Annotated in this window: 30 protein-coding genes; 26 read left to right on the forward strand and 4 right to left on the reverse strand. The window is 45.1% G+C overall.

The window, feature by feature from the left end; all coding sequences use genetic code 11:
• Positions 1-24 precede the first annotated feature (24 nt).
• A complete protein-coding gene (locus AC2Q9J_RS04640) occupies positions 25-360 on the reverse strand; it encodes an ArsR/SmtB family transcription factor (RefSeq protein WP_499037617.1) in 336 nt (111 codons plus the stop codon).
• Positions 361-605: 245 nt separating this feature from the next.
• Here AC2Q9J_RS04640 and AC2Q9J_RS04645 point away from each other — a divergent pair, with 245 nt between their 5' ends.
• From AC2Q9J_RS04645 to AC2Q9J_RS04680, 8 genes are all read left to right on the forward strand, one after another.
• Positions 606-1,076, forward strand: coding sequence for a GNAT family N-acetyltransferase (locus AC2Q9J_RS04645; protein ID WP_499037619.1), 471 nt, complete (start codon positions 606-608; stop codon positions 1,074-1,076).
• 21 nt (positions 1,077-1,097) lie between these two features.
• Positions 1,098-1,634 carry a GrpB family protein gene (locus tag AC2Q9J_RS04650; protein ID WP_499037621.1) on the forward strand — a complete coding sequence of 179 codons (537 nt, stop codon included), beginning with the start codon at positions 1,098-1,100 and terminating at the stop codon, positions 1,632-1,634.
• Positions 1,635-1,689: 55 nt separating this feature from the next.
• Positions 1,690-2,364, forward strand: coding sequence for a metallophosphoesterase (locus AC2Q9J_RS04655; RefSeq protein ID WP_499037623.1), 675 nt, complete (start codon positions 1,690-1,692; stop codon positions 2,362-2,364).
• A 48-nt stretch (positions 2,365-2,412) separates the two neighbouring features.
• Positions 2,413-2,766 carry a cupin gene (locus AC2Q9J_RS04660; protein ID WP_499037625.1) on the forward strand — a complete coding sequence of 118 codons (354 nt, stop codon included), beginning with the start codon at positions 2,413-2,415 and terminating at the stop codon, positions 2,764-2,766.
• A 504-nt stretch (positions 2,767-3,270) separates the two neighbouring features.
• A complete protein-coding gene (locus tag AC2Q9J_RS04665) occupies positions 3,271-3,747 on the forward strand; it encodes a GNAT family N-acetyltransferase (RefSeq protein ID WP_499037627.1) in 477 nt (158 codons plus the stop codon).
• Positions 3,748-3,768: 21 nt separating this feature from the next.
• Complete coding sequence (locus AC2Q9J_RS04670) at positions 3,769-4,212, forward strand: ASCH domain-containing protein (protein WP_499037629.1); 444 nt, start codon at positions 3,769-3,771, stop codon at positions 4,210-4,212.
• Between the two features lie 11 nt (positions 4,213-4,223).
• Positions 4,224-4,718: a GNAT family N-acetyltransferase gene (locus tag AC2Q9J_RS04675; RefSeq protein ID WP_499037630.1), complete on the forward strand. Its 495-nt coding sequence runs from the start codon at positions 4,224-4,226 to the stop codon at positions 4,716-4,718.
• A gap of 43 nt (positions 4,719-4,761) precedes the next feature.
• On the forward strand, positions 4,762-5,229 hold the full coding sequence (locus tag AC2Q9J_RS04680; RefSeq protein ID WP_499037632.1) for a GNAT family N-acetyltransferase: 468 nt from the start codon (positions 4,762-4,764) through the stop codon (positions 5,227-5,229).
• Between the two features lie 55 nt (positions 5,230-5,284).
• Here AC2Q9J_RS04680 and AC2Q9J_RS04685 read toward each other — a convergent pair whose 3' ends face one another.
• The gene (locus tag AC2Q9J_RS04685) at positions 5,285-5,740 is read right to left on the reverse strand and encodes a GNAT family N-acetyltransferase (RefSeq protein ID WP_499037633.1); all 456 of its coding nucleotides are present in this window, start codon (positions 5,738-5,740) and stop codon (positions 5,285-5,287) included.
• Positions 5,741-6,052: 312 nt separating this feature from the next.
• Here AC2Q9J_RS04685 and AC2Q9J_RS04690 point away from each other — a divergent pair, with 312 nt between their 5' ends.
• The 4 genes from AC2Q9J_RS04690 (at position 6,053) to AC2Q9J_RS04705 (ending at position 7,547) form a co-directional block, all read left to right on the forward strand.
• Positions 6,053-6,340 carry a PadR family transcriptional regulator gene (locus AC2Q9J_RS04690; protein WP_499038260.1) on the forward strand — a complete coding sequence of 96 codons (288 nt, stop codon included), beginning with the start codon at positions 6,053-6,055 and terminating at the stop codon, positions 6,338-6,340.
• Complete coding sequence (locus AC2Q9J_RS04695; RefSeq protein ID WP_499037635.1) at positions 6,327-6,926, forward strand: DUF2812 domain-containing protein; 600 nt, start codon at positions 6,327-6,329, stop codon at positions 6,924-6,926. Before AC2Q9J_RS04690 ends, AC2Q9J_RS04695 begins: the two co-directional genes overlap by 14 nt.
• Positions 6,927-7,038: 112 nt before the next feature.
• Positions 7,039-7,242 carry a helix-turn-helix transcriptional regulator gene (locus AC2Q9J_RS04700; protein ID WP_499037636.1) on the forward strand — a complete coding sequence of 68 codons (204 nt, stop codon included), beginning with the start codon at positions 7,039-7,041 and terminating at the stop codon, positions 7,240-7,242.
• The gene (locus AC2Q9J_RS04705; protein WP_499037637.1) at positions 7,242-7,547 is read left to right on the forward strand and encodes a hypothetical protein; all 306 of its coding nucleotides are present in this window, start codon (positions 7,242-7,244) and stop codon (positions 7,545-7,547) included. The genes AC2Q9J_RS04700 and AC2Q9J_RS04705 overlap by 1 nt, the downstream gene beginning before the upstream one ends.
• A gap of 446 nt (positions 7,548-7,993) precedes the next feature.
• Here the strand turns inward: AC2Q9J_RS04705 and AC2Q9J_RS04710 are convergent, their stop codons facing one another.
• Positions 7,994-8,533 (reverse strand): short-chain dehydrogenase, encoded by a 540-nt coding sequence (locus AC2Q9J_RS04710; protein WP_499037639.1) that lies wholly within the window; start codon positions 8,531-8,533, stop codon positions 7,994-7,996.
• Positions 8,534-8,635: 102 nt separating this feature from the next.
• On the opposite strand from AC2Q9J_RS04710, the gene AC2Q9J_RS04715 reads away from it, so the two are divergent.
• From AC2Q9J_RS04715 to AC2Q9J_RS04775, 13 genes are all read left to right on the forward strand, one after another.
• A complete protein-coding gene (locus AC2Q9J_RS04715; protein ID WP_499037640.1) occupies positions 8,636-9,175 on the forward strand; it encodes a hypothetical protein in 540 nt (179 codons plus the stop codon).
• Positions 9,176-9,191: 16 nt separating this feature from the next.
• Positions 9,192-9,731: a kinase gene (locus tag AC2Q9J_RS04720; protein WP_499037642.1), complete on the forward strand. Its 540-nt coding sequence runs from the start codon at positions 9,192-9,194 to the stop codon at positions 9,729-9,731.
• Positions 9,732-9,746: 15 nt separating this feature from the next.
• Positions 9,747-10,274 (forward strand): hypothetical protein, encoded by a 528-nt coding sequence (locus tag AC2Q9J_RS04725; protein WP_499037644.1) that lies wholly within the window; start codon positions 9,747-9,749, stop codon positions 10,272-10,274.
• A gap of 9 nt (positions 10,275-10,283) precedes the next feature.
• Positions 10,284-11,288, forward strand: coding sequence for a DUF2268 domain-containing putative Zn-dependent protease (locus AC2Q9J_RS04730; protein ID WP_499037645.1), 1,005 nt, complete (start codon positions 10,284-10,286; stop codon positions 11,286-11,288).
• A 37-nt stretch (positions 11,289-11,325) separates the two neighbouring features.
• A complete protein-coding gene (locus AC2Q9J_RS04735) occupies positions 11,326-12,390 on the forward strand; it encodes a DmpA family aminopeptidase (protein WP_499037647.1) in 1,065 nt (354 codons plus the stop codon).
• Positions 12,391-12,408: 18 nt separating this feature from the next.
• Positions 12,409-12,615 carry a hypothetical protein gene (locus tag AC2Q9J_RS04740; protein WP_499037649.1) on the forward strand — a complete coding sequence of 69 codons (207 nt, stop codon included), beginning with the start codon at positions 12,409-12,411 and terminating at the stop codon, positions 12,613-12,615.
• A 109-nt stretch (positions 12,616-12,724) separates the two neighbouring features.
• On the forward strand, positions 12,725-13,210 hold the full coding sequence (locus AC2Q9J_RS04745; RefSeq protein WP_499037651.1) for a tetratricopeptide repeat protein: 486 nt from the start codon (positions 12,725-12,727) through the stop codon (positions 13,208-13,210).
• 15 nt (positions 13,211-13,225) lie between these two features.
• Positions 13,226-14,068, forward strand: coding sequence for an alpha/beta fold hydrolase (locus AC2Q9J_RS04750; RefSeq protein WP_499037653.1), 843 nt, complete (start codon positions 13,226-13,228; stop codon positions 14,066-14,068).
• Between the two features lie 170 nt (positions 14,069-14,238).
• Positions 14,239-14,589, forward strand: coding sequence for an ArsR/SmtB family transcription factor (locus AC2Q9J_RS04755; RefSeq protein ID WP_499037655.1), 351 nt, complete (start codon positions 14,239-14,241; stop codon positions 14,587-14,589).
• A gap of 44 nt (positions 14,590-14,633) precedes the next feature.
• Complete coding sequence (gene arsC, locus AC2Q9J_RS04760; RefSeq protein ID WP_499037657.1) at positions 14,634-15,053, forward strand: arsenate reductase (thioredoxin); 420 nt, start codon at positions 14,634-14,636, stop codon at positions 15,051-15,053.
• Positions 15,054-15,080: 27 nt separating this feature from the next.
• Entirely contained in the window at positions 15,081-15,440 is a 360-nt protein-coding gene (gene arsD / locus AC2Q9J_RS04765) for an arsenite efflux transporter metallochaperone ArsD (protein ID WP_101801113.1), read from the forward strand.
• Positions 15,441-15,453: 13 nt separating this feature from the next.
• Positions 15,454-17,226, forward strand: coding sequence for an arsenical pump-driving ATPase (gene arsA / locus AC2Q9J_RS04770; protein WP_499037659.1), 1,773 nt, complete (start codon positions 15,454-15,456; stop codon positions 17,224-17,226).
• A gap of 36 nt (positions 17,227-17,262) precedes the next feature.
• Positions 17,263-17,541, forward strand: a complete 279-nt coding sequence (locus tag AC2Q9J_RS04775; RefSeq protein ID WP_084243592.1) for a hypothetical protein — start codon at positions 17,263-17,265, stop codon at positions 17,539-17,541.
• A 90-nt stretch (positions 17,542-17,631) separates the two neighbouring features.
• Here the strand turns inward: AC2Q9J_RS04775 and AC2Q9J_RS04780 are convergent, their stop codons facing one another.
• Complete coding sequence (locus AC2Q9J_RS04780) at positions 17,632-18,477, reverse strand: GAF domain-containing protein (protein WP_499037661.1); 846 nt, start codon at positions 18,475-18,477, stop codon at positions 17,632-17,634.
• A 245-nt stretch (positions 18,478-18,722) separates the two neighbouring features.
• On the opposite strand from AC2Q9J_RS04780, the gene AC2Q9J_RS04785 reads away from it, so the two are divergent.
• On the forward strand, positions 18,723-20,654 hold the full coding sequence (locus AC2Q9J_RS04785; RefSeq protein ID WP_117313081.1) for a fructose-1,6-bisphosphatase: 1,932 nt from the start codon (positions 18,723-18,725) through the stop codon (positions 20,652-20,654).
• The last annotated feature ends 183 nt before the right edge of the window (positions 20,655-20,837 follow it).

Raw genomic sequence — 20,837 nt, forward strand, 5'->3', positions numbered from 1 at the left:
CTCATCTCCCCCTTTCTTCAGATCTTAATGGTGGGTGGCGTGTTCAATGGCTTGATTCAACAGGTTAATGACATGATCATCATCTTTCGAATAATACAAGGTCGTCCCGGCTCTTCTGAATTTCACCAAACGCAATTGCTTCAGAAAGCGCAATTGATGCGACACCGTGGACTGCCCCAAATCCAATTTCTCCGCCAATTCGTTGACCGAATGTTCAGCGGTACAGAGCAGATTCAAAATCCGGATACGTGTCGGATCGCTCAATGCTTTAAACGTCTGGGAGACGATGAAAAGCGTCTCTTCATCCAAAAGATGCTCGCTTTCAAGAAATTGCTCTTTTGGTTCAACCTCTTTTTTCATCTTATCTGACACCTCCGCTGAGAATAAAAACAATTGCTTTCTTGTATATGAGTATATGTTCATATACAAGTATATGGCCTCCATTCAGCAAGCGTCAAGCATTGGACATCTCCGCTGAAAGCAAGCAGGATTGGAGAACGAACTTCATTTTCATAGCTAAAATTCTGAATTATTGATGGGAATTAATGTTAATATTAGTGATAATAAGTTGTATTCGTCTGTGAAGAGTTTGGAGGAATAGAGAAATGAACACTAACAATCTTCAGCAATCCATGCAAATTACACCAGTAACTGAGCAATACGAAGAGGCGGCGAGGCAATTGATTCTCGACGGACTGGAAGAGCGTTTCGGATTTTTGGACCATTCCTTCAATCCGGATCTAAGGAATATCATCCAAAACTATAGCCAGGATGGCGGCATATTCCTGGTTGGGCTACAGGGTAATAAAGTCATCTGCACAGGAGCATTAACCAAAGAAGGCACAACTGCTGGAAGAATCCAGCGGATGTCTTTGAAGAAGTCCCATAGACGCGGCGGCCTGGCCGAATCGATGCTGCGAAAGCTGGAAGAAACAGCTAGGCAACTGGGATATAACGAGCTGGTCTTGGAGACAAACAACGAGTGGCATAGCGCAATCGAATTTTATAAGAAGATGGGCTATGGAGTGGACTGGAAAGATGAAGAGCGAAGCCATTTTTTGAAAGCGTTGGTTTGATTGTTATGGAGGAGGGGTTTCATGGAACTGGGCCTTAAAAAGGGTGAAGTGAAGATAGTGGAATATACGTCCGAATGGCATGAAGAATTTATTCGTGTGCAAAAAGAGCTGGTTGATAATACTGGGATTGCGGAAAGCCGCATTGAACATATTGGCAGCACAGCGATCAAAGGAATGGCTGCCAAGCCGATTCTGGACTTAGTCGTTGGAGTTGAGGATTTGAGACAAGTGGATAAAGATTTGGTGCAGGCGTTTCAAAAAACAGGATTCCTCCGTTTGAAAGTGGAGCGGCCTGGTGAAATGGTGTTAGCAAAATTTACAGACGGCACCTATCAGGAAAAGACTCATTTTATCCATCTGGTTGAATATCGTGGAAAACTCTGGGATAACCTGATTTTCTTTAGAGATCATCTGAATTCGAATGTGGAAGCCAGAACACAATATCAGGAGATTAAATGTGAGTACTTGAAAAATTACAATACAGGCATTAAGGAATACACAGACTTTAAGGAAGCGTGTGTGAAAGAAATTATTGCAAAGAGAACAGAGTCACTTTAAATAAAGGAAATCGGTTTCTGGCAATCAAGAAGGTATAGCGAGGAGAGTGTTTTTCATGAAAAGAACTTTGGTGATCAGTGACATTCACGGAGAGCTTGAACTTTTTGAGGAGCTGCTGCAAAAAGCGGGGTATGATGCTGCCGAAGACCAGCTGATTTTACTGGGAGATTATGTGGACCGCGGTCCGGATTCAAAAGGCGTGTTGGAGCGGGTCACCGAGTTGAAAAAAGGCGGCGCGATTGTGTTGAGCGGCAATCATGATGCGATGATGGTGGCTACAGCAAACGGTGAACCCGCTGCCCTGGAGAGGTGGGCGAGGAATGGTGCCATTCCTACTTTGCAGAGCTATGATCCGTCAATTAAAGATGCCGAGCTTCCGACATCAGATATCTTTTTTGAGCATGTGGCCTTTATTAAGGAGCTAAGCTTTTTCCATGAAACAGACGATACTATTTTTGTGCATGCGGGTGTCCAGCCCGGCATTCCGGTTCAGGATACTGATCCTTATATCTTGATCTGGATACGGGAAGAGTTTTATAAAGCCTATGAAGGCGAAAAGACGGTTGTGTTCGGCCACACTCCGGCACATGTGTTGCGAGGCGATGGAAACGATGCTGTTTTTTTCGGAAGCAATAACATCATCGGTATAGATGGTGGCGCAGTTTACGGGGGGCAGCTGAATTGTCTGGAGCTGCCGAGCCGGAAGAGTTATTTTGTGGAGAAAAGGTAAAGTGTCAGCTTAATCAATAAAAAAGGCTAGCTTAGGAAGAGGTACATAATGGAGATTTATAAATTCGATAAGAACAGCGGTAAAAAAATATCAAAATTCGGTTCTGATTTTATTATGTCCCGCATAATTCAAACAGATAAAGCGGCCAACATAGGCTGCATGTACTTGGAAGAAGGCGGCCTCGTCGGATACCACCCGGCAGTAGTGCCGCAACTGTTGCTGATTTTAAATGGTTCAGGGTCCGTTCGCGGGGAGAGTGACGAATATTTTAACGTTGAGTCTGGCGACGCTGTGTTCTGGGCAAAAGGCGAGTGGCATGAAACCAAGTCGGAAAAGGGACTGACCGCAATCGTCATTGAAAGTGCAGAATTGAACCCTTCATTGTTTATGGAGACTGAATAATCGCTGTGTCGTTACTGGATAAGCGAAGTGAGCAGATTATTTTAAGCTGAAAACGGCTGAGTGATCATAGAACCCGCTGAGTGATCATAGAACCCTAATAAGTGATCATAGAATCCACTGAGTGATCATAGAACCTTAATAAGTGATCATAGAACTCCGATAACCGCTCATAGAATGCAAAATACCGCTCATAGAATCTCGGCGAGGCAGTAATATGCTGTTATGCATGCAGTACGATTAAATTATACACGTCATTTGACCTGTTCAAGCCCCATTCAGCGCTTTTCACTCACAAATCCCGCCACACCCGAAGTTCAAGGACAACAGCGGATGTTTTTCGCCGGGCGAAAAACTCCAGTCCCTTAAGGAAGGCTTCGCGTCCGCGAAGCCTTTTTCATTACCAGACACCCAAACCTTTAGCGTCCGCTGATTTTATTTATGGTAAAATTTAGAGGGTTAAATTTTGAAAACATCAAATAATTCCGGCGAAGAGGTGAAACGGCGATGGACTACTCTTTTCAAACAATGACACAGCAGCAGGCGGAAGAAATCGCTGCCGATTGGCGCTATAGCGGGGAGTATTCCTTTTACGATATGGACGCGGATCAGGAAGATTTAGCGGAATTCCTGAATCCCGAGGAACGCAAACATACATATTTCAGCGTCATCCAAAACGCGAAAGTCATCGGGTTCTACAGCTTCACTCAAACGGCCGATGGTACGATCGATATCGGGCTGGGCATGAAACCGGATCTGACCGGCAACGGAAAAGGAACCGAATTTTTGAGAGCCGGCATGGAGTTTGTGAGAACCACTTACGATCCCGAAAAAATAACTTTATCCGTAGCCGCTTTCAACAAGCGCGCGATAAAAGTCTATGACAAGATGGGCTTCAAAGAAACGGAACGATTCCAGCAAGCCACCAATGGCAGCGTCTTTGAATTTGTAAAAATGGTTTATGACTGCAGCAACACAAATTGATTTAGAAACGAGGTTTTATTGATGAACGAACAGGCAGAAAAATTCTGGAATGATTATTGGGCAACACAGGGGCAACCGAAGCCTGAAAAAGTGGAAGCATTTCAATTCGGGGCGGAAGCGGACTGGCTGGCAGACCTGGTTGTTGAAGGCAAGAAAACAGCGACTTGTTCTGCCCATGTTTCTTATGAAATTGAAAATGAGCCCTTGCCGTATGTTGGCCAGTACAACATCGTGCTGGATGCAAAAGAGGAGCCGATTGCCATCATACGCGTGACAGAAGTTTCGATGATGCCGATGAACGAAGTGCCGGTGGAATTTGTCTTGGCAGAAGGCGAAGGGGATTATGAATTCTGGTGGAACGCCCACGAGAAATTCTTCAAAAGCGAGTTGGGGAAATTGGGTCTCGAATATTCGGAATCAATGCAGCTTGTCTGCGAGCGTTTTGAGACGATCCATACAAAATAGGAGAGAAGAGCATGGAAGTGGCTATAACCAAACCAATTGAAAATCACATCGAAGCGATTTCCGCGATTTGCTCTGCCGGCTGGAAGCAAACCGTAGAAGGCAAGTTAAGTGAAGAGTACCAGGAACAAAATACCGCTTTTTGGTATAACCACGAACGCATCCGCAGCGATATGGAAGCCGGATACTATACACATGTGGCTTTGATCGACTCTAACGTAGCGGGAGTGATAGGCGGCGGCATGACCAGTCCCGGTGTGAGCGAGATTTTCATGCTTTATGTAGATGAAACTCACCGCTACAAAGGAATCGGAAGACTGTTGCTTGAAGCGCTGACCGGATTTCAGAAGGAACAAGGCGCAACGGAACAATGGGTTTCTGTGCAGGAAGACAATCAGCATGGCATCCCGTTTTACGAAGCGCGGGGATTTAGGCTTCAAGGGAAGAAAACGGAGTTGACGGATACCGGTGAAGAGCAGGTGTCACTGCGGTATTCGCGGGAGATATGAAGGCAGAGCAGAAGAATTTCACAGAATTTGAGGGATGCAGGCAATGAAAACACAGCTGAAGGAAATGAATGAAGAAGAATTCGATCGATACATGGAATATTTCATCCCCGATTACGCCAAGGATCTATCCGATAACTTTATAATTCCGATGGACAAAGCTTTGGAAGAATCGAAAGGTTTAATGGCGACATTACTTCCGGACAAGCAGGACTCAGCAGAGCAGCACATCCGCAATATTTACTCGGCGGAAGACGAAAAGAACATTGGCGTAATCTGGTACAACGTCCAAGCTGAAAGCAATAAAGCCTATATCTACCACATCCTGATTTATGAAGCATTCAGAAAAAGAGGATTCGCCAGCCTGGTGCTGAAGGAACTGGAGAAAACTGTGAAAAGTGCCGGCGTCACTTCCATGGGATTGAATGTCTTCGGCAATAATCCCGGTGCCCAAAGAGTTTATGAAAAATTGGGTTACCGTCCAGCATCCACTGCGATGGGAAAACGGATTTAAAGTGAAAGAGGCAAAGGAAAAAGGACCCTTCTAGAGGTCCTTTTTGTTTTTAAAATTATTCTGCTAAGTTTTTTACAACGGCCATTTCCTTGCCAAACCGGTCTCCGTTGTCCACAAATCCAAGGCTTGCGTACAATTGATGTGCTCCAGTGTTTTCGGGATGATAACCGACCACTATCTTTTGGGAATGCAATGACTTGGTCATTTCAGCCAGCATTAATTCGCTTGCTGCTTTCCCGATGCCTTGGCCTTGGAAAGCTTGATCCACCATGATTCTGTAGATCCAATAACCGCCAAGTTCTTCCGGAATAGAGTTATACATCAAAAAACCGGCCACTTTGTCGTCTGAATAGATGGCGTATGGTTTTAAGCTTGGCTCGAATTTTGACTGGGCAATCGAGACAGCGTTAGGTTCCATGTAATTCTTTTGTTCTTCCGATACCTCCAAATTACAGCAGTCGTACCAGTTTTCTGAGTTCAATTCGATAATTTTCACATTTTCTTTCATCATTTTTTCCCCTTTCGATTGTCGGGGAACGCGAAATAGAAAGTCAATTCGGCGCTGACCCCTTGTATTCATGGATGTTAACGATATTCTTGTTTGTCATAATGAACGCCTCCTTAACTATCTGATGCCTGCTATAAATGTCAGGCATTTTAATTATAGCATTTTGATTTGTCTGCTGGAGTCCGGTAAAAACCTTTTAAAACATTATATACAGTTGAACTATACAGTCTAACTGTGTATTATAGAAATATATAGTTCAACTGTATAGGAGATGACCAAGTGAAGAGACATAAGCTGCTTCCATTAACAGAAACGATGCATTATATTTTATTGGCTGTAAGGGAACCGCTGCATGGTTATGCCATCATGCAAAAAGTTGAAAAGATGAGTAACGGAGAAGTCAGGATAGCCGCAGGAACGTTGTACGGGGCAGTTGAAAACTTGCTGAAATATCACTGGATTGAGCAGTTGCCGACGGACGAACCGCGGAGAAAAGTATACGGAATTACGGATGAAGGCATGGCGATTTTGAAAGTCGAGCACCAACGTTTACAGCACATTCTTTCACTCTATAAAGGAGGCTCTGGACATGAAGAAATTTAGAATGTTCATGGATATCCAAAAAGAAGAGGCCTGGTTGAATGCGATGGCTGAAAAAGGCTGGCTTTGCAACCGTGTGAGTTCGTCGGGCTTCTATCATTTCGAGAAAGCGGAAGCCGCAGATCAAATCATTAGGATTGATTACCAAACCTTTAAAACTAAAGAAGCGAAGGAGCGTTACATCGAACTCCATGAAGAGTATGGATGGAAGCACCTGGGCGGCAGAGAAACCCATTACTGGCTCAAACCAGCTGATGGAATGGATGAGCTTTTTTCGGATGATGCATCCCAGAAAGCTTACCTCCGCCGTCTGCTCGAATACTACGGTACACTCTGCCTGACATTCTTCGTATTGACGATTGCGTTATTCAACAATCTCTCACAATACCGAAACCTGAAAGATGCCTATTTCACACCCGGCTTATGGGACAAGGAAGGCGGCCAATTCCTATTCGCCTTTCTTTTTGAAACACCTTTTGCCGTATTGCGGTTTGGTACGCCATGGTTTTTCTTCATATGTTTGGCAGTGCTGTTGATCATGTCTTTAAAATATCAAATGCGAATAAAGAAAATAGAGAAGGCAGATTAAAGAAACTTCAATCGAAGTTTCTTTTTTTTATATTTACGTAAAGCACCCTTTACAAAAAGAAATAAGTAAAGTATACTTTACGTAAAGTTAGCTTTACTTGGAGGGGTGAGATATGGAGCATCGAATCAAAGAACTCAGAACTTCTTCCGGCTGGACTCAGGAACAGTTCTCAACGAAATTGGGAGTTTCAAGACAGACAATTATCTCAATTGAAAATGGGCGGTATAAACCTTCTTTAGAACTTGCTTACAAAATATCCAAGCTGTTTGGGCTCACGATTGAAGATGTATTTATTTTTGAAAAGGAGAGTGAATGATGATGGATGTGGAGCAACTATTGGGACTTTTAGGATTGGTGCTGGGCGCTTCAGGCGGACTTTTCGGTTTATGGTGGGGACGCAAAAAAGCGGCGGAAAACAGGGGGCTGGATGAAAGATATGAAAGCATTACCACCAAATCTTTCGCCAGTGCTTGGAAAATCTCATTGGCAGCCATGTATATTTTATTTGCGCTGGTGATTTTCGGTTTCCAACTGGCGGCAGTACAGATATTGGGCATTCTTCTTCTAATCCATATGATCGGCTGGGCGGGTTCAACGTTCTACTACAGCTTTAAATTTTAATGAAATATAAAAGGAGAGAAGAACTGCGGCATGCAGTTCTTCTCTCCTTTTTGGAATGGAAAGTATTTAAGGTAAAACAGAATGTATTTGAGTAGTTTCGGAAAGTATACATAAATAAATAGGGATTGGGTTTAGAATAACACATAATATTAATCAGATTCGGCTTCTGGAGACCGCTGAATTTTCTCCTCAAAACGTAATGGACAGTATTTCATGTCTAACGGACAGTATTTTCGTTCTAATGGACAGTATTTCATGTCTAACGGACAGTATTCGCCTTCCAATGGACAGTATATCCAAATAACTGGAAATTCAACTGGATCCCGTGCTCAAATATCGCTGAATATTAGGGAATTACGCAAAAACATTGAATGATCGGATGGTTTCCGCCTGGCGGAGACCATCCCAGGAACATTCGCCGGGGCGAATGTTTTTCAATTCAGATCTTAAGGCCGTTTATCCCAGGGACTAAGCGTTCCATCAATATGTTGCGCTTTCCCTTCCCGCATCGCTTCTATGACGCCAGCCGAAATCTCGTCATGCGTCAGCCAGCGCGAACCGCCGTTTTCCAGCTTGAATCCGAGCTGGATTTGATGGTAATGGACATTTGCGGGTACAGAAACCTGAGCTTTGATTTCTGCCAGGTTAGAACTGCTGCCGTTGACGTGGAATAAGTTCCATTCGAAATCTCGCGGCAGGGAATCGATTAAACACGGGATCACGTCTGGCCCATCTGAATGGATCCAGGCAAGCACCAAGTGAATCGGCCCATTCTTTTGCTGAATCTGGGATAACTGCTCAGCTAATTTTTCGGTGTTCCTGTAATCGACCGACACCGGATTTATCCCTGCCGGATTCTTTTCAATCAGCCTCTGCATCTTTTCGGGATTACGGCCGATCACCGAAACGCGGTATCCGTTTTGCGACAACCAGACAGAAGCCTGGGCAAGCATGCCGGTGCCTCCGATCACCAATGCGTGTTTCATAAGAATCAGTCCTTTGCTGAACAGAATAATGTGATAATTTTAAATTAAAAGCCAGTAAAAGGGAATTAATGAGGTATGATAAAGAAAAAAGGAGTATTCATAATGAAGCATCTGATCTTTAAAATAGCTGCATTCTCAATCTTTTCATTTTTGGTCTTGGTGTCCGAAACGCCCTCATACTTAAAAATCATTTTGATATCCGCCATGTTGTTCTTTTTTCTGCCATTTGGCAATGAGTTATTCACTAAAGAGCGGATGAAGCGAAAGTTCATAGCCGCATTGAGTGGAACGCTTGTTTTTACAGTCTTGCTTTTATTTGTGCCGGTGCTGTTGTCCGGTGATTTACTGAATCTGAATATTTTTTCTGAATTTGTAGAGTCGTTCGGATTTATTATACTCGTCTTTTTCATGGCACTTTTCGGTTTTCTTATTTACGGCCTGCCAGTTTCACTGTTATCAGATTGGTTATCAGCGCGTTACCCCCACCGCATGGCGGCGGCAGGATTTGTGCATTTTGGATTTGGCATGCTGCTGATAGGTGAATTGTGGATCCTCCCGGTTATCTGCGCAATGATTTTTTGGGTGATTGATGAAATTCTGCAAAGGAGAACGGCTAAAGAAGTTGCAGAAGTAAATATATAAGTTATTTGAGAAAGGCTTGATTCCAATCGAAACAAAATTGATAATTCTACGCGGAAATTCCGGAAGCGGCAAAACCACAATAGCCAAAAGCCTGCAGGACCATTTTGGAGATGGCACGCTTTTGGTGTCGCAGGATGTTGTGCGGCGGGACATGCTGAGCGTCCGTGACAGGAAAGGAAATCTGTCGCTGGAGCTTATCCGGCAGATCACCGAGTACGGCAAAGGCAAATGTGAGTTTGTTATTCTGGAAGGAATTCTCACGAAAGAACGTTATGGGGAAATGCTGATGGACTTGATTCGTTTTTATGAAGGCAATGCAGATGTGTATTATTTCGATTTGCCATTTGAAAAGACAATCGAGCGCCATAAGTCGCGCTCGCTTGCAGATTCGTTTGGAGAAGAATCATTGCGAGCCTGGTGGCGGCCGAAAGATTATCTCGGCACAGCGGGTGAAACGCTGCTGATTGCAGAAATGACAAAGGAAGATATTTTGGATTTGATTTGCAGTTCAGGTTATAAAATGCCAGACATACAACAAAATTCAGGCAGGAAATGAAAGGGAAATAGACTGGTGAAGATGGGAGTAGGACACATGACTCACTCAAATGAAGAGGAAGAGAAGCGTAAGCTCGTATCGATTGATTTGACAGAAGGAAAGCGGGTATTTGACACGAGCAAGATGGATGACTGGTCTCAAGAAGAATGGGAAGCCTTTGCCGGGGATGAGAGTGATCACCATCTTGAAATTCTCCTATTAAATACAAACGACTATCATTTCTTGATTTCATCCGTTTACTTAAATGAGGCTACAAAAATTCATACATTGGAAATGCAGATTGAAAACAGGACTGAAAAAGATTTGAGCGTTTTGGTAAAAGAGCTGAAGTTGGATGAGAAGTACTTTGATATTTACAAAAACCAACGATATTTAGTTAAGGCGCATGAAAAAAGCGAAGGGAAAGTTGAAGTCTTGGCATCTGGAGACATCTATGATTTATTCAACCACTCTCTATTTATGTGTATTGATATAGAAGAAGCTCAGACAGGTAAATGGCTTGAAGGATATGAATTCGATGTAAAGGTCTTCCCTGAACAGTAACGAAGTGAGGTGGACACTATAAATCATTTAAAGAAGCTTGGCGCAGCAACCCTATTAATCGCGTTTCTTTCCGGATGCTCGTCAGAAGAACCTATTGAAACGGACGAAGTGAAAGAAAGCGGAGAGCAAACTCCAGAACCGGAACCTGCCGTACTGGAAGTCGGTACCCAGCAATTCAAAATCTTTTCCTACTATGACGCATTTGATGACTATGTGGAACTGGCGAAAGAGCAGCCTGAGGAACTGGGCGATGCGTATGCTCAAACCATTTTTCACCCCTTCCGGCAAAATGCTTTTAGTGAAGGCGAAGGGCTCGAATACATGGATCTATTGATTTTAACTCCACCGCAAGACATCATACCGCTGCAGAGTGCACTCGCAGCGTTGTCTGATAAAGAAGCGGAGTTCCAATCGGCAATTGAAGAGTCGCTCGAAAGATCTGCCGAACTTTTGCCTGGCGGTAATAAAACCGTGCATATTTTTCCGGCAAATCCGGCTTATATCCATGGGATGAGTCCGGAATTGAATGCAAGAGGAGTAGCTTTGAATGAAGAAGTAATGATTCTGTTCGTGCATTCAAGTCTTGCTGCAGAAGAGTTGAAGCATACAGTAGCCCATGAATATTTTCATTTGATTGACATGGAAAAAGGAACTTTCGAAAGTTCGACGGCTGAATCCACATTGCTTGAAGCGACGATGATGGAAGGGAAAGCAGTGGCTTTTTCACTGCTCAGCTATCCAAGTATAAACCTGTCATGGATTTCAAATGAGGACAGCAAGGTTACTGAACAGGTGCGCACCATGTTCATGAATCAAAAAGATTCTGCCGATATGCAGGTTTGGGAAGATTTCCTTAACGGCAATCCCCTAGAAAGCATCCCGCCGTTCGCCAATTACATCATCGGACACGAAATCATGCAGAGTTTTCTGGCTAACCACCCTGAAATGGATGTCAGTGAATGGCTGGGGATGAGCGCTGAAGAAATATTGGCAGGCAGTGATTTTGGAGAGTAAGCAACTTAATTTCAATAAACTCAAAGGAGCCGATAACATGTTCAACCAAAAACGGATACGCGAGTACGGAATAACGATCGGACGGCTCCAAACGGGACCGCGCAACGCCATCACCGATGTGGAAGGTGTAACAGTCGGGCATGTGACGCTCAGCGAAGGGAACAGCCAAACAGGTGTAACAGCCATCCTGCCGCATCAAGGCAACATCTTCAAAGAAAAACTGATCGCTTCGAGCCACGTCATCAACGGTTTCGGCAAAACGATGGGAACGATTCAGATGAAGGAGCTCGGCACTTTGGAGACGCCGATTGTTTTGACGAATACGCTGGCTGTCGGAACAGCTGCCGATACGCTGACGGATTACATGCTGGAGCAGAACCCTGAAATTGGACGAACGACTGGAACGGTGAACGCAGTGATCGGCGAATGTAATGATATGCTCCTGAATGACATCCGCGCGAAATTTGTAAAGCGGGAACATGTTCTCGAGGCGCTCCATAACACTTCATCTGATTTCGCGGAAGGAGCGGTCGGAGCAGGGACCGGTATGCTGTGCTACTCGCTGAAAGGCGGAATCGGTTCCGCTTCCCGGATTATGGAGATGAGCCACGGCAACTATACAATCGGGGTACTCGTGTTGTCGAATTTCGGTATTCTCAGTGATTTGCTTATACAAGGCAAAGCAGTCGGGCAGGAATTGAAGGAGGCTCTTCTCGAATCTTATAAGGAAGAAGATAAAGGCTCTGTCATGATTATCGTTGCAACCGACCTGCCTGTATCTGAACGCCAATTAAACCGGATCCTCAAAAGGGCGGTTACCGGCCTGTCCAGAACCGGTTCGATCATCACCAATGGCAGCGGTGAAATCATCATCGGCTTCTCGACCGCTGCCCGCATACCACACGAAAAACCGGAACAGCTTCTAACCATCCCGCAAATTCACGAAGAAGATATGGACACTGCTTTCCGCGCGATAGGTGAAGCGACGGAAGAAGCGGTATTGAATTCACTGGTAACAGCAGAGGAAATTATTGGCCGCGACGGCAATAAAAGACCGGCGTTCAAAGACTTGATCGAGGAGTTTGACGTAACGTTAGTGTGAGGGAGAGGGGGAGTTTCAGTGGTGAAAATCAGTGAAGAAAAGAAAGTTATGTTTGTTATGCTTCTTGCAATCGCGGCCATTATATACGCAGTAATTGATATAATACTGCAGATTCAAGCTGGTTTCTTCTCACGTATCTTCATCTCTTTTCTCATAGTGGTTCAAGCAGTGTTGATTGTTTATATTGTGGTGAATGAAATGAAGAAATCATTCAACAAAAATTAAAATAAAAAGAAGCAGCTGGCTGTTATTCCCCTTGATTGGCTGAATCGGTAATTTCCTCGCTTTTGATGAATGTTAAAATGGCTATATTATGAAAGATTGGTGAAGAGCGATGAATCAAAAACTGATTGATGCGATTGAATTGAGGAAAAGCGGCCAGCCCGAAAGGTCAAACGGACTGATTTTGGAATTAGTAAAAGAATATCCGGAAGATCCGCAAATCAATTATCAATGTGCGTGGAGCTTTGACTTTTTGGGAGAAGAACAGAAAGCAGTGCCGTATTATGAAAAAGCGATAAGTCTTGGGCTGGAGAATGAAGAACTGGAAGGAGCTTTAGTGGGCTTGGGGAGCACCTATAGAACATTGGGAAGGTATGAGGAATCGCAAGAAACCTTTTTGAAAGGCATAGATTTATTTCCAGCTAACAATGCGATGAAGATCTTTTATGCAATGACGCTTTATAACTTAAAGGAGCACCAGGCGGCAATGGAAATCCTGTTAAAATGCTTGAGTGAAACTTCTGCTGATAAAGAGATTACAGCTTATAACAGAGCGATTGAATTCTACTCCGACAAATTGGATGAAACTTGGACATAAAAAGGGAGCGTTCTTATGAAATGGATCCAAAAAATAATCGAAACCGCCCGTGGAGAATTTGAAGTGTTTTCAAAAGGTGAAGGCGACCCGTTATGCGTCACTCACCATTATTCCGAGTTCAATGAAACCGGCGATTCCTTTGCGGATGCTTTTACGAAGACGAACCAAGTGTTTTTGGTCAATTTGAGAGAAGCGGGAAAATCCGCAAAAGCAGTTGATCCCTATCAACTCAGTATGCTTGAAACGGTGCTTGACCTAGAGGCGATCCGCGAAGCATTGGGATTCGATAAATGGGGCTTTGCCGGCCATTCGACGGGCGGCATGCTGGGCGTTGTCTATGGCATTTATTTTTCAGAAAAACTCAGCTTTAATGTAATCGTCGGCGCAGCGGCCAGGGAATACATGACGTTTTCAAGGGACTGCATCTATAACGAACAACACCCCCAATTTGAAAAAATGCAGAAGCTGATGGAAGAGCTGAAGCAACCTGGTTTGTCGGCAGAGGAAAAGTACAGTCTAAAGATACAGCGCACGAAACTCTCTTTAGCAAATCCGGATAAGTACGATGATTATTTTTCGAAAGATATCCGAAAAGAACTGTCAGCTGCACGGCTCAATTTCTTCAGCAGGGAACTGCATGTGTATGATGTCACCAGAAAACTGGGACTGATCACTGCGCCGACTTTGATCATATGCGGAAAACACGATGTGCAATGCCCGCTTGAATACTCGGTGGAAATGAACAAATTGATATCGGGCTCCACTCTGGCAATATTCAATGACAGCAATCATTACCCATTTCTGGAGGAAGCGGAACGGTTCAGCGAGGTCTATCAAACGTTTACAGCACAGTTATAAACAGAATAAGATTAATGGAATGGCCGCATATAAACGAGCGGCCATTTTTTATTGCCATAAAACCTGTAATTCAAATAACGACTTGAACATATAAGCATATGCTGATATGCTGTTTTTAGTTTCGGAAATAATATAGAAGTTACCTTAAAACGAACGAGGTGAAACAGAAGATGGAAGCGACAGTAAAAGAAGTCGAAATCGAGAAAGCCGGTATGGTCCTTAAATTATTGGGCGACAAAACACGGCTTGCCATGATGAAGCTGCTGGAAAAGAACGATTGCTGCGTGTGCGAATTCGTGGAAATCTTTCAGATCAGCCAGTCGGCCATCAGCCAGCATCTGCGGAAATTGCGCGATGTCGGGTTGGTGAAAGAGCAGCGGCGCGGCCAGTGGATTTTTTATTCATTGAATAAGGACAACGATACGTACGAGATGGTGCTGCACATCCTGGAATTTATCCCGAGCCAGGACGAGCGGCTCAAAGACCTGGAGAAACAGGGACTGCGTATCAGCTGTAATTAAAGAAGTGGCACGCAAAAAATCTAAACTACTGAGGAGTTTTTAATATGACGAAAAAAACATTGTACTTTTTATGCACAGGAAATTCATGCCGCAGCCAGATGGCAGAAGGCTGGGGGAAACAGATTCTTGGCGACGATTGGCAAGTCCTGAGCGCGGGAATTGAAGCACATGGCTTGAACCCGAACGCGGTGAAAGCGATGAACGAAGTGGATATCGACATTTCGGAGCAGACTTCGGACATCATCGATACCGAGATTTTAAACAATGCAGATTTCGTTGTGACTTTATGCGGTGACGCTGCCGACAAATGCCCGATGACACCACCGCATGTGAAGCGCGATCACTGGGGCTTTACCGATCCGGCAAAAGCGGAAGGCACGGAAGAAGAGAAATGGACGGTATTCCAGAACGTCCGCGACGAAATCGGCGCGCGCATCCGCGAATTCGCTGAAACAGGCAAGTAAGAAGTTCCGAATAGAGGAGGAAACCATATGAAAAAAGTAGAAATCTTTGATCCGGCAATGTGCTGCTCCACGGGCGTCTGCGGACCTGTCGTCGACCCGGAACTGACACGCATTGCTTCTGCCGTTTATTCACTGGAGAAAAAAGGTTTTCAAATTGAGCGTTTTAACCTCAGCAATGACCCGAGTGCATTTGTGGAAAATCAGACAGTGAACCAGGCATTGGCGAATGGCGGTCCGGATGCACTTCCGCTTGTCCTTCTTGATGGTGAAATTGTGAAAACAGCCGAATACCCTACAAATGAGGAATTAGCTGATTGGTTCGGCACCACTCCTTCCGAATTGCAGGAAAAGCCAAGGGTTCGCGTATCAGTAGAGTTTGGCAAATAAAGGAGAGAATTTGATGCATTCATTGTTCAATCCGAAAAAAATGCAATTGACGCCGTTCTTGTTTTTCACCGGAAAAGGAGGCGTCGGCAAAACATCAACGGCTTGCGCAACTGCGGTCGCACTCGCTGACCAAGGGAAAAAAGTGCTGCTCGTCAGCACCGATCCCGCCTCCAATCTGCAGGATGTGCTGGAAGTGGAATTGTCGAATGAGCCAAGAGCGATTTCCGCTGTCCCTAACTTGTACGCCTGCAACATCGATCCGGAAGAATCGGCTCGCATCTATAAGGAAAATGTGGTGGGTCCTTACCGCGGAAAATTACCCGATGCTGTACTGGCGACGATGGAAGAGCAATTGTCGGGTGCCTGCACTGTGGAGATTGCCGCGTTCGATGAGTTTTCACACTTATTGGCTGATGAAGTAATTCTGGATCAATACGATCATGTCTTATTTGACACAGCACCGACTGGCCATACGCTTCGCCTGTTGCAATTGCCGACGGCGTGGAGCGGATTTTTGGAAGAAAGTACACATGGCGCTTCATGTCTGGGTCCGCTTGCGGGTCTGGAAGGAAAGAAAGGGATGTACGGCAAAGCCGTTGCATCGCTGGCGGATCGCGAGAAGACAACATTATTATTGGTTGCCCGTCCCGACAATTCATCTCTGCTTGAAGCGGACCGTGCTTCTGCGGAACTGAAAGCGATCGGCATCGATAACCAATTGCTCATTGTTAATGGACTGCTGCAGACGCACCGGGCAGAAGACAAAGTGTCCACCGCGTTTTATAATCGCCAGCGAGCCGCTCTGAATAAAACACCTCAAGCTTTAAAGCAGATTATGGCGTATTCATTGCCATTCGTTTCGTATTCGCTGACAGGCATCGGAAATCTCCGTTATTTATTCAGTTCCTCAGCCATTTCAGCATCAGTGGCAGAAGAAACAGTGGTGAAGATGGAAGAACTGCCAGGTCTGAATCAGCTTATCAACGATTTTTCCGAAAAAAACACACGCGTCATTTTTACAATGGGTAAAGGCGGCGTCGGCAAAACGTCGATTGCTTCCGCTATTGCAGTGGGCTTGTCCGAAAAGGGCCATCGCGTCCATTTGACGACGACCGACCCTGCTGCACATCTTGCGTACACATTCGAGGGAAGTGGCGAACAGGGCAATTTGTCCATCAGCAGCATCAACCCGGAAGTTGAAGTGAAACGCTATAAAAAAGCGGTTCTTGAAAATGCTGGGAGCGGATTGTCGGAAGAAGAGCTGGCTTATTTGCAGGAAGACCTCGAATCGCCGTGCACCGAAGAGATCGCATTGTTCCAGGCATTTGCAACTGTCGTGGAAAAGTCAGAGGATGAAATCATCGTCATCGATACAGCGCCGACAGGCCATACGCTCCTATTGCTGGATTCAACGGAGGCCTATCATAAAGAGATGAGCCGTTCGGCAGGCGACGTGCCGGAAAATGTCAAAAAGCTTTTGCCGCGTTTGCGTAATCCGGAAGAAACCGGCGTCGTCATCGTGACGTTGGCTGAAGCAACACCGGTTCTTGAAGCCGCGCGCCTTCAGGAGGATTTGAAGCGGGCCGGCATCGACCCGAAATGGTGGGTTATCAACCAAAGCCTGGCTGCAACGGATACAACAGATCCTGTCCTCCGTGGACGCGCAAGTTCGGAGACTGAATGGATTGCTAAAGTGAACAGCGGACTTGCGGCGAAATGCGCCGTCATTCCTTGGCTGCATGAAGAGAAAATCGGCTATGACCAATTGAAGGAATTCAGTTTATAAATTTTCACTTAATCACCAAAAGGAGAGATGAGACCAATGATGATCACCAATGAAGCAAAACAATATATTGAATCCATTCTGGAAGAGCAGAATGCGGAAAGTCTGCGCATCTATGCTGTAGCAGGCTGCTGCGGACCGCAAATCGGCCTGTCACTGGATGCGCCGGAAGCAGCGGATGAAATGACGGATGTTAACGGAATCCGTATGGCTATTGCACCGGAAGCGAAAGATGCAGCGGAGAGCTTAACGTTGGATTTTGAAGAACAAGGTGAGCAATCCGGTCTGGTGATGATTGGTGCTCCAGCAGGCTGCTAAACAGCTGCAGTTTATATTTTTCACAATCAAAGAAGCGGAATTGCTCAGATTGAGCAATTCCGCTTCTTTTTCAAATGATTTCCCCAGATCTTATTTCTCCAGCGTATATCCGATTTTATTCAACGCCGATTCGATATCCATGACATATTCCGTTTGCAGGTCCGTCAGATGGTCGCGGACTTCCTGCATTTTCACAAGCCACGGCGGCAGTCCCGTCATCATGACTTTGATGCCCATGATATTCAAACCGAGCACCAGGTTCTTCAGAATATCCGGAAAGCGGTTTTCGAGCAGGACGATTTGCGACAGGTCGATGATGAAAGAATGGCTGCCGTTTTTGGCCGCGTAGCTTAACGTATCTTCCAGAATCTTTTGGGAGCGATCTTCGTTGATATTGCCTTGCAGCGAAAGAATCGCGAGCCCTTTTTTGATCGGGATGATCGGGACGCTCAACAATTCGATATCAGCAATCGTGTTATCCAGGTGGATGATATAGGAAAGCACTTCGGCCATCTTCTTCAGAAAATGGATATCATCCTTGCTGAAATCTTTTTCCTCTTTGTCCATGACACATAAGGTGCCGAATACGTTTCCATAAAAATCACGCAGGGTCACCCCTAAAAATCCTTTGACTTCAAGCTGCTCGGTCACTTCCAGATCTTTTGTCAGGGTGAATGAACCGAGGTTATTCGTATGCATCGCTTCTTCGTCGCTTTGGATGATCAGGCGGCAGTAAGTTCCGTCATAATCGACTTGATAGCCTTCTGGAATAATATAATGATCTCTATTGAACGAGCTGATGACTTCCATCGCTTTGGGTCCTCGCTGGGTAACATAAGCAGTATTTACCTCCAGCTCTTCGCTGATCACTTCAAACAGTTTATAGGAAACTGCTTTCAATGACTCATGAGTGGAGATTCTTTTCGTTTCGGGCATGTATTGATTTCCTCCTCATTCTCAAAGGCTCTTTAGCAGAACTTTTCGATTTCTCTATCTTTAACCCTATAGGAAATGTGTTTTAACGGTCAAGGCAAAGGGCGCACTTTATACTAGAGCCTTCCCTCGAACTGCTATAGACTGGATAGAGAAGAGATTTCTTTTTTGGATGGCCAGCATTGAAACAGGTGAGGCTTTCTTTTTAAATAAACAGCGAATGGATTTCGAAAGGGGATATTCCGATGATGGATTCAAAATACCTGGATTTATTGGCGCAGAAATACGACAGCGAGGAAAAAGTGGCAAATGAAATCATCAATCTGGAGGCGATCCTGAATCTTCCCAAAGGGACGGAGCATTTTGTCAGCGATCTGCACGGCGAGTACCAGGCGTTCCAGCATGTGCTGCGCAACGGTTCCGGCAATGTGAAAGTGAAGATCAAGGACCTTTTCAAGGACGAGTTGCAGGAAAAGGAATTGAACGAATTTGCCACACTGGTTTATTATCCTGAAGAGAAACTGCAATTGATCAAAAGCAATTTCAGCAGCAAACAGGAGCTGCGGGAATGGTACATAGAAATTATCGAGCGCATGCTGAAGCTGGTGGCATATGCTTCATCGAAATATACACGTTCGAAATTGCGCCGTGCGCTGCCGAAGCAATTCATCTACATCATCGAAGAATTGCTGTACAAGACGGATGAGTTCACGAATAAAAAGGAGTATTACGCAAAAATGGTCGATCAGGTCATTGCGCTTGGACAGGCAGATAAGCTGATCATTGGGCTCGCTTATACGACACAGCGCCTGGTGGTCGATCATCTGCACGTGGTCGGCGACATTTACGACCGGGGACCGGATCCGCATAAAATCGTCGATACATTGATTGACTACCATTCCGTCGATATTCAATGGGGCAATCATGACGCCTTGTGGATCGGCGCATTTGCCGGCTCGAAAGTATGCCTGGCGAATATTATCCGAATCTGTGCCCGCTACAATAATTTGGACATCATCGAAGATGTTTACGGCATCAATCTGCGTCCGCTGCTGAACCTGGCGGAGAAGTATTATGACGACAACCCCGTCTTCCGGCCGAAACGGATTTCAGATGAAACACTGACGGAGCAGGAGCAGCTCCAAATCACCAAAATCCATCAGGCCATTTCGATGATCCAGTTCAAACTGGAAAGCCCGATCATCAAGCGCCGTCCTTGCTTCGAGATGGAAGACAGGCTGCTGCTGGAGAAAGTCGATTATAAAAATAAAACAGCGACGATCCACGGCATTACTTATGCGCTCGAGAACACCTGCTTTGCGACAATCGATCCCGAGCAGCCGGACCGGTTGCTGGATGAAGAGCAGCAAGTGATGGACAAATTGCTGTTTTCGATCCAGCATTCCGAAAAACTGGCGCGCCATATGAATTTCCTGATGAAAAAAGGAAGCCTTTATTTGCAGTACAACGGCAATCTGCTGATTCACGGCTGCATCCCGCTGGAGGAAAACGGCGATATGAAGAAGATGGAAATCGAAGGAAAAAGCTATGCTGGACGCGACTTGCTGGACGTCTTTGAACAATATCTGCGCCATGCTTTCGCCAACCCTGACGAAACGGATGATTTTGCGACTGATATGGTATGGTATCTGTGGACCGGCGAGAATTCTTCATTATTCGGCAAGCGTGAAATGACGACATTTGAACGTTATTTCATCAAAGAAAAAGAAACGCACAAGGAACGTAAAAACCCTTATTATTATTTGCGGGAAGATGAAGAGATGTGCGGCAGGATGCTCGCTGAATTCGATCTCGATCCGGAACATGGCCGCATCATCAATGGCCATACACCGGTGAAGGAAATCGACGGGGAAGACCCGATCAAAGCCAATGGCAAAATGATCGTCATCGACGGTGGCTTCTCGAAAGCCTATCAATCGACGACAGGCATTGCCGGCTATACGCTTCTTTACAATTCCTATGGCATGCAGCTTGTTGCCCACCAAAAGTTCAACTCAAAAGAAGAAGTGTTGAGCAATGGAACCGATGTCCTTTCCGTGAAGCGGCTGGTGGATGAGGAATTGGAGCGTAAAAAGGTGAGGGAAACGAATATCGGTGAGAAGCTGTCACAGGAAATTGCGAATTTGAACAGTCTGCGGAAACATCGGTATATGGAATGATTAAGTTATATAGACACCAGAAAACAAACTGGCACATCGAGCGCTTCGGAAGCGTTAGATGTGCCAGTTTTTTATTGATGGGAAATAAAAACACACACGATAAGGATAAATAGGTTGACAACTTAAGATTACAATTGTAAACTTCAATCATAAAGTTCGATTACATTTGTAAACAAAGAAGGG

This window comes from Planococcus sp. RAB007_Raresut, assembly GCF_057369535.1.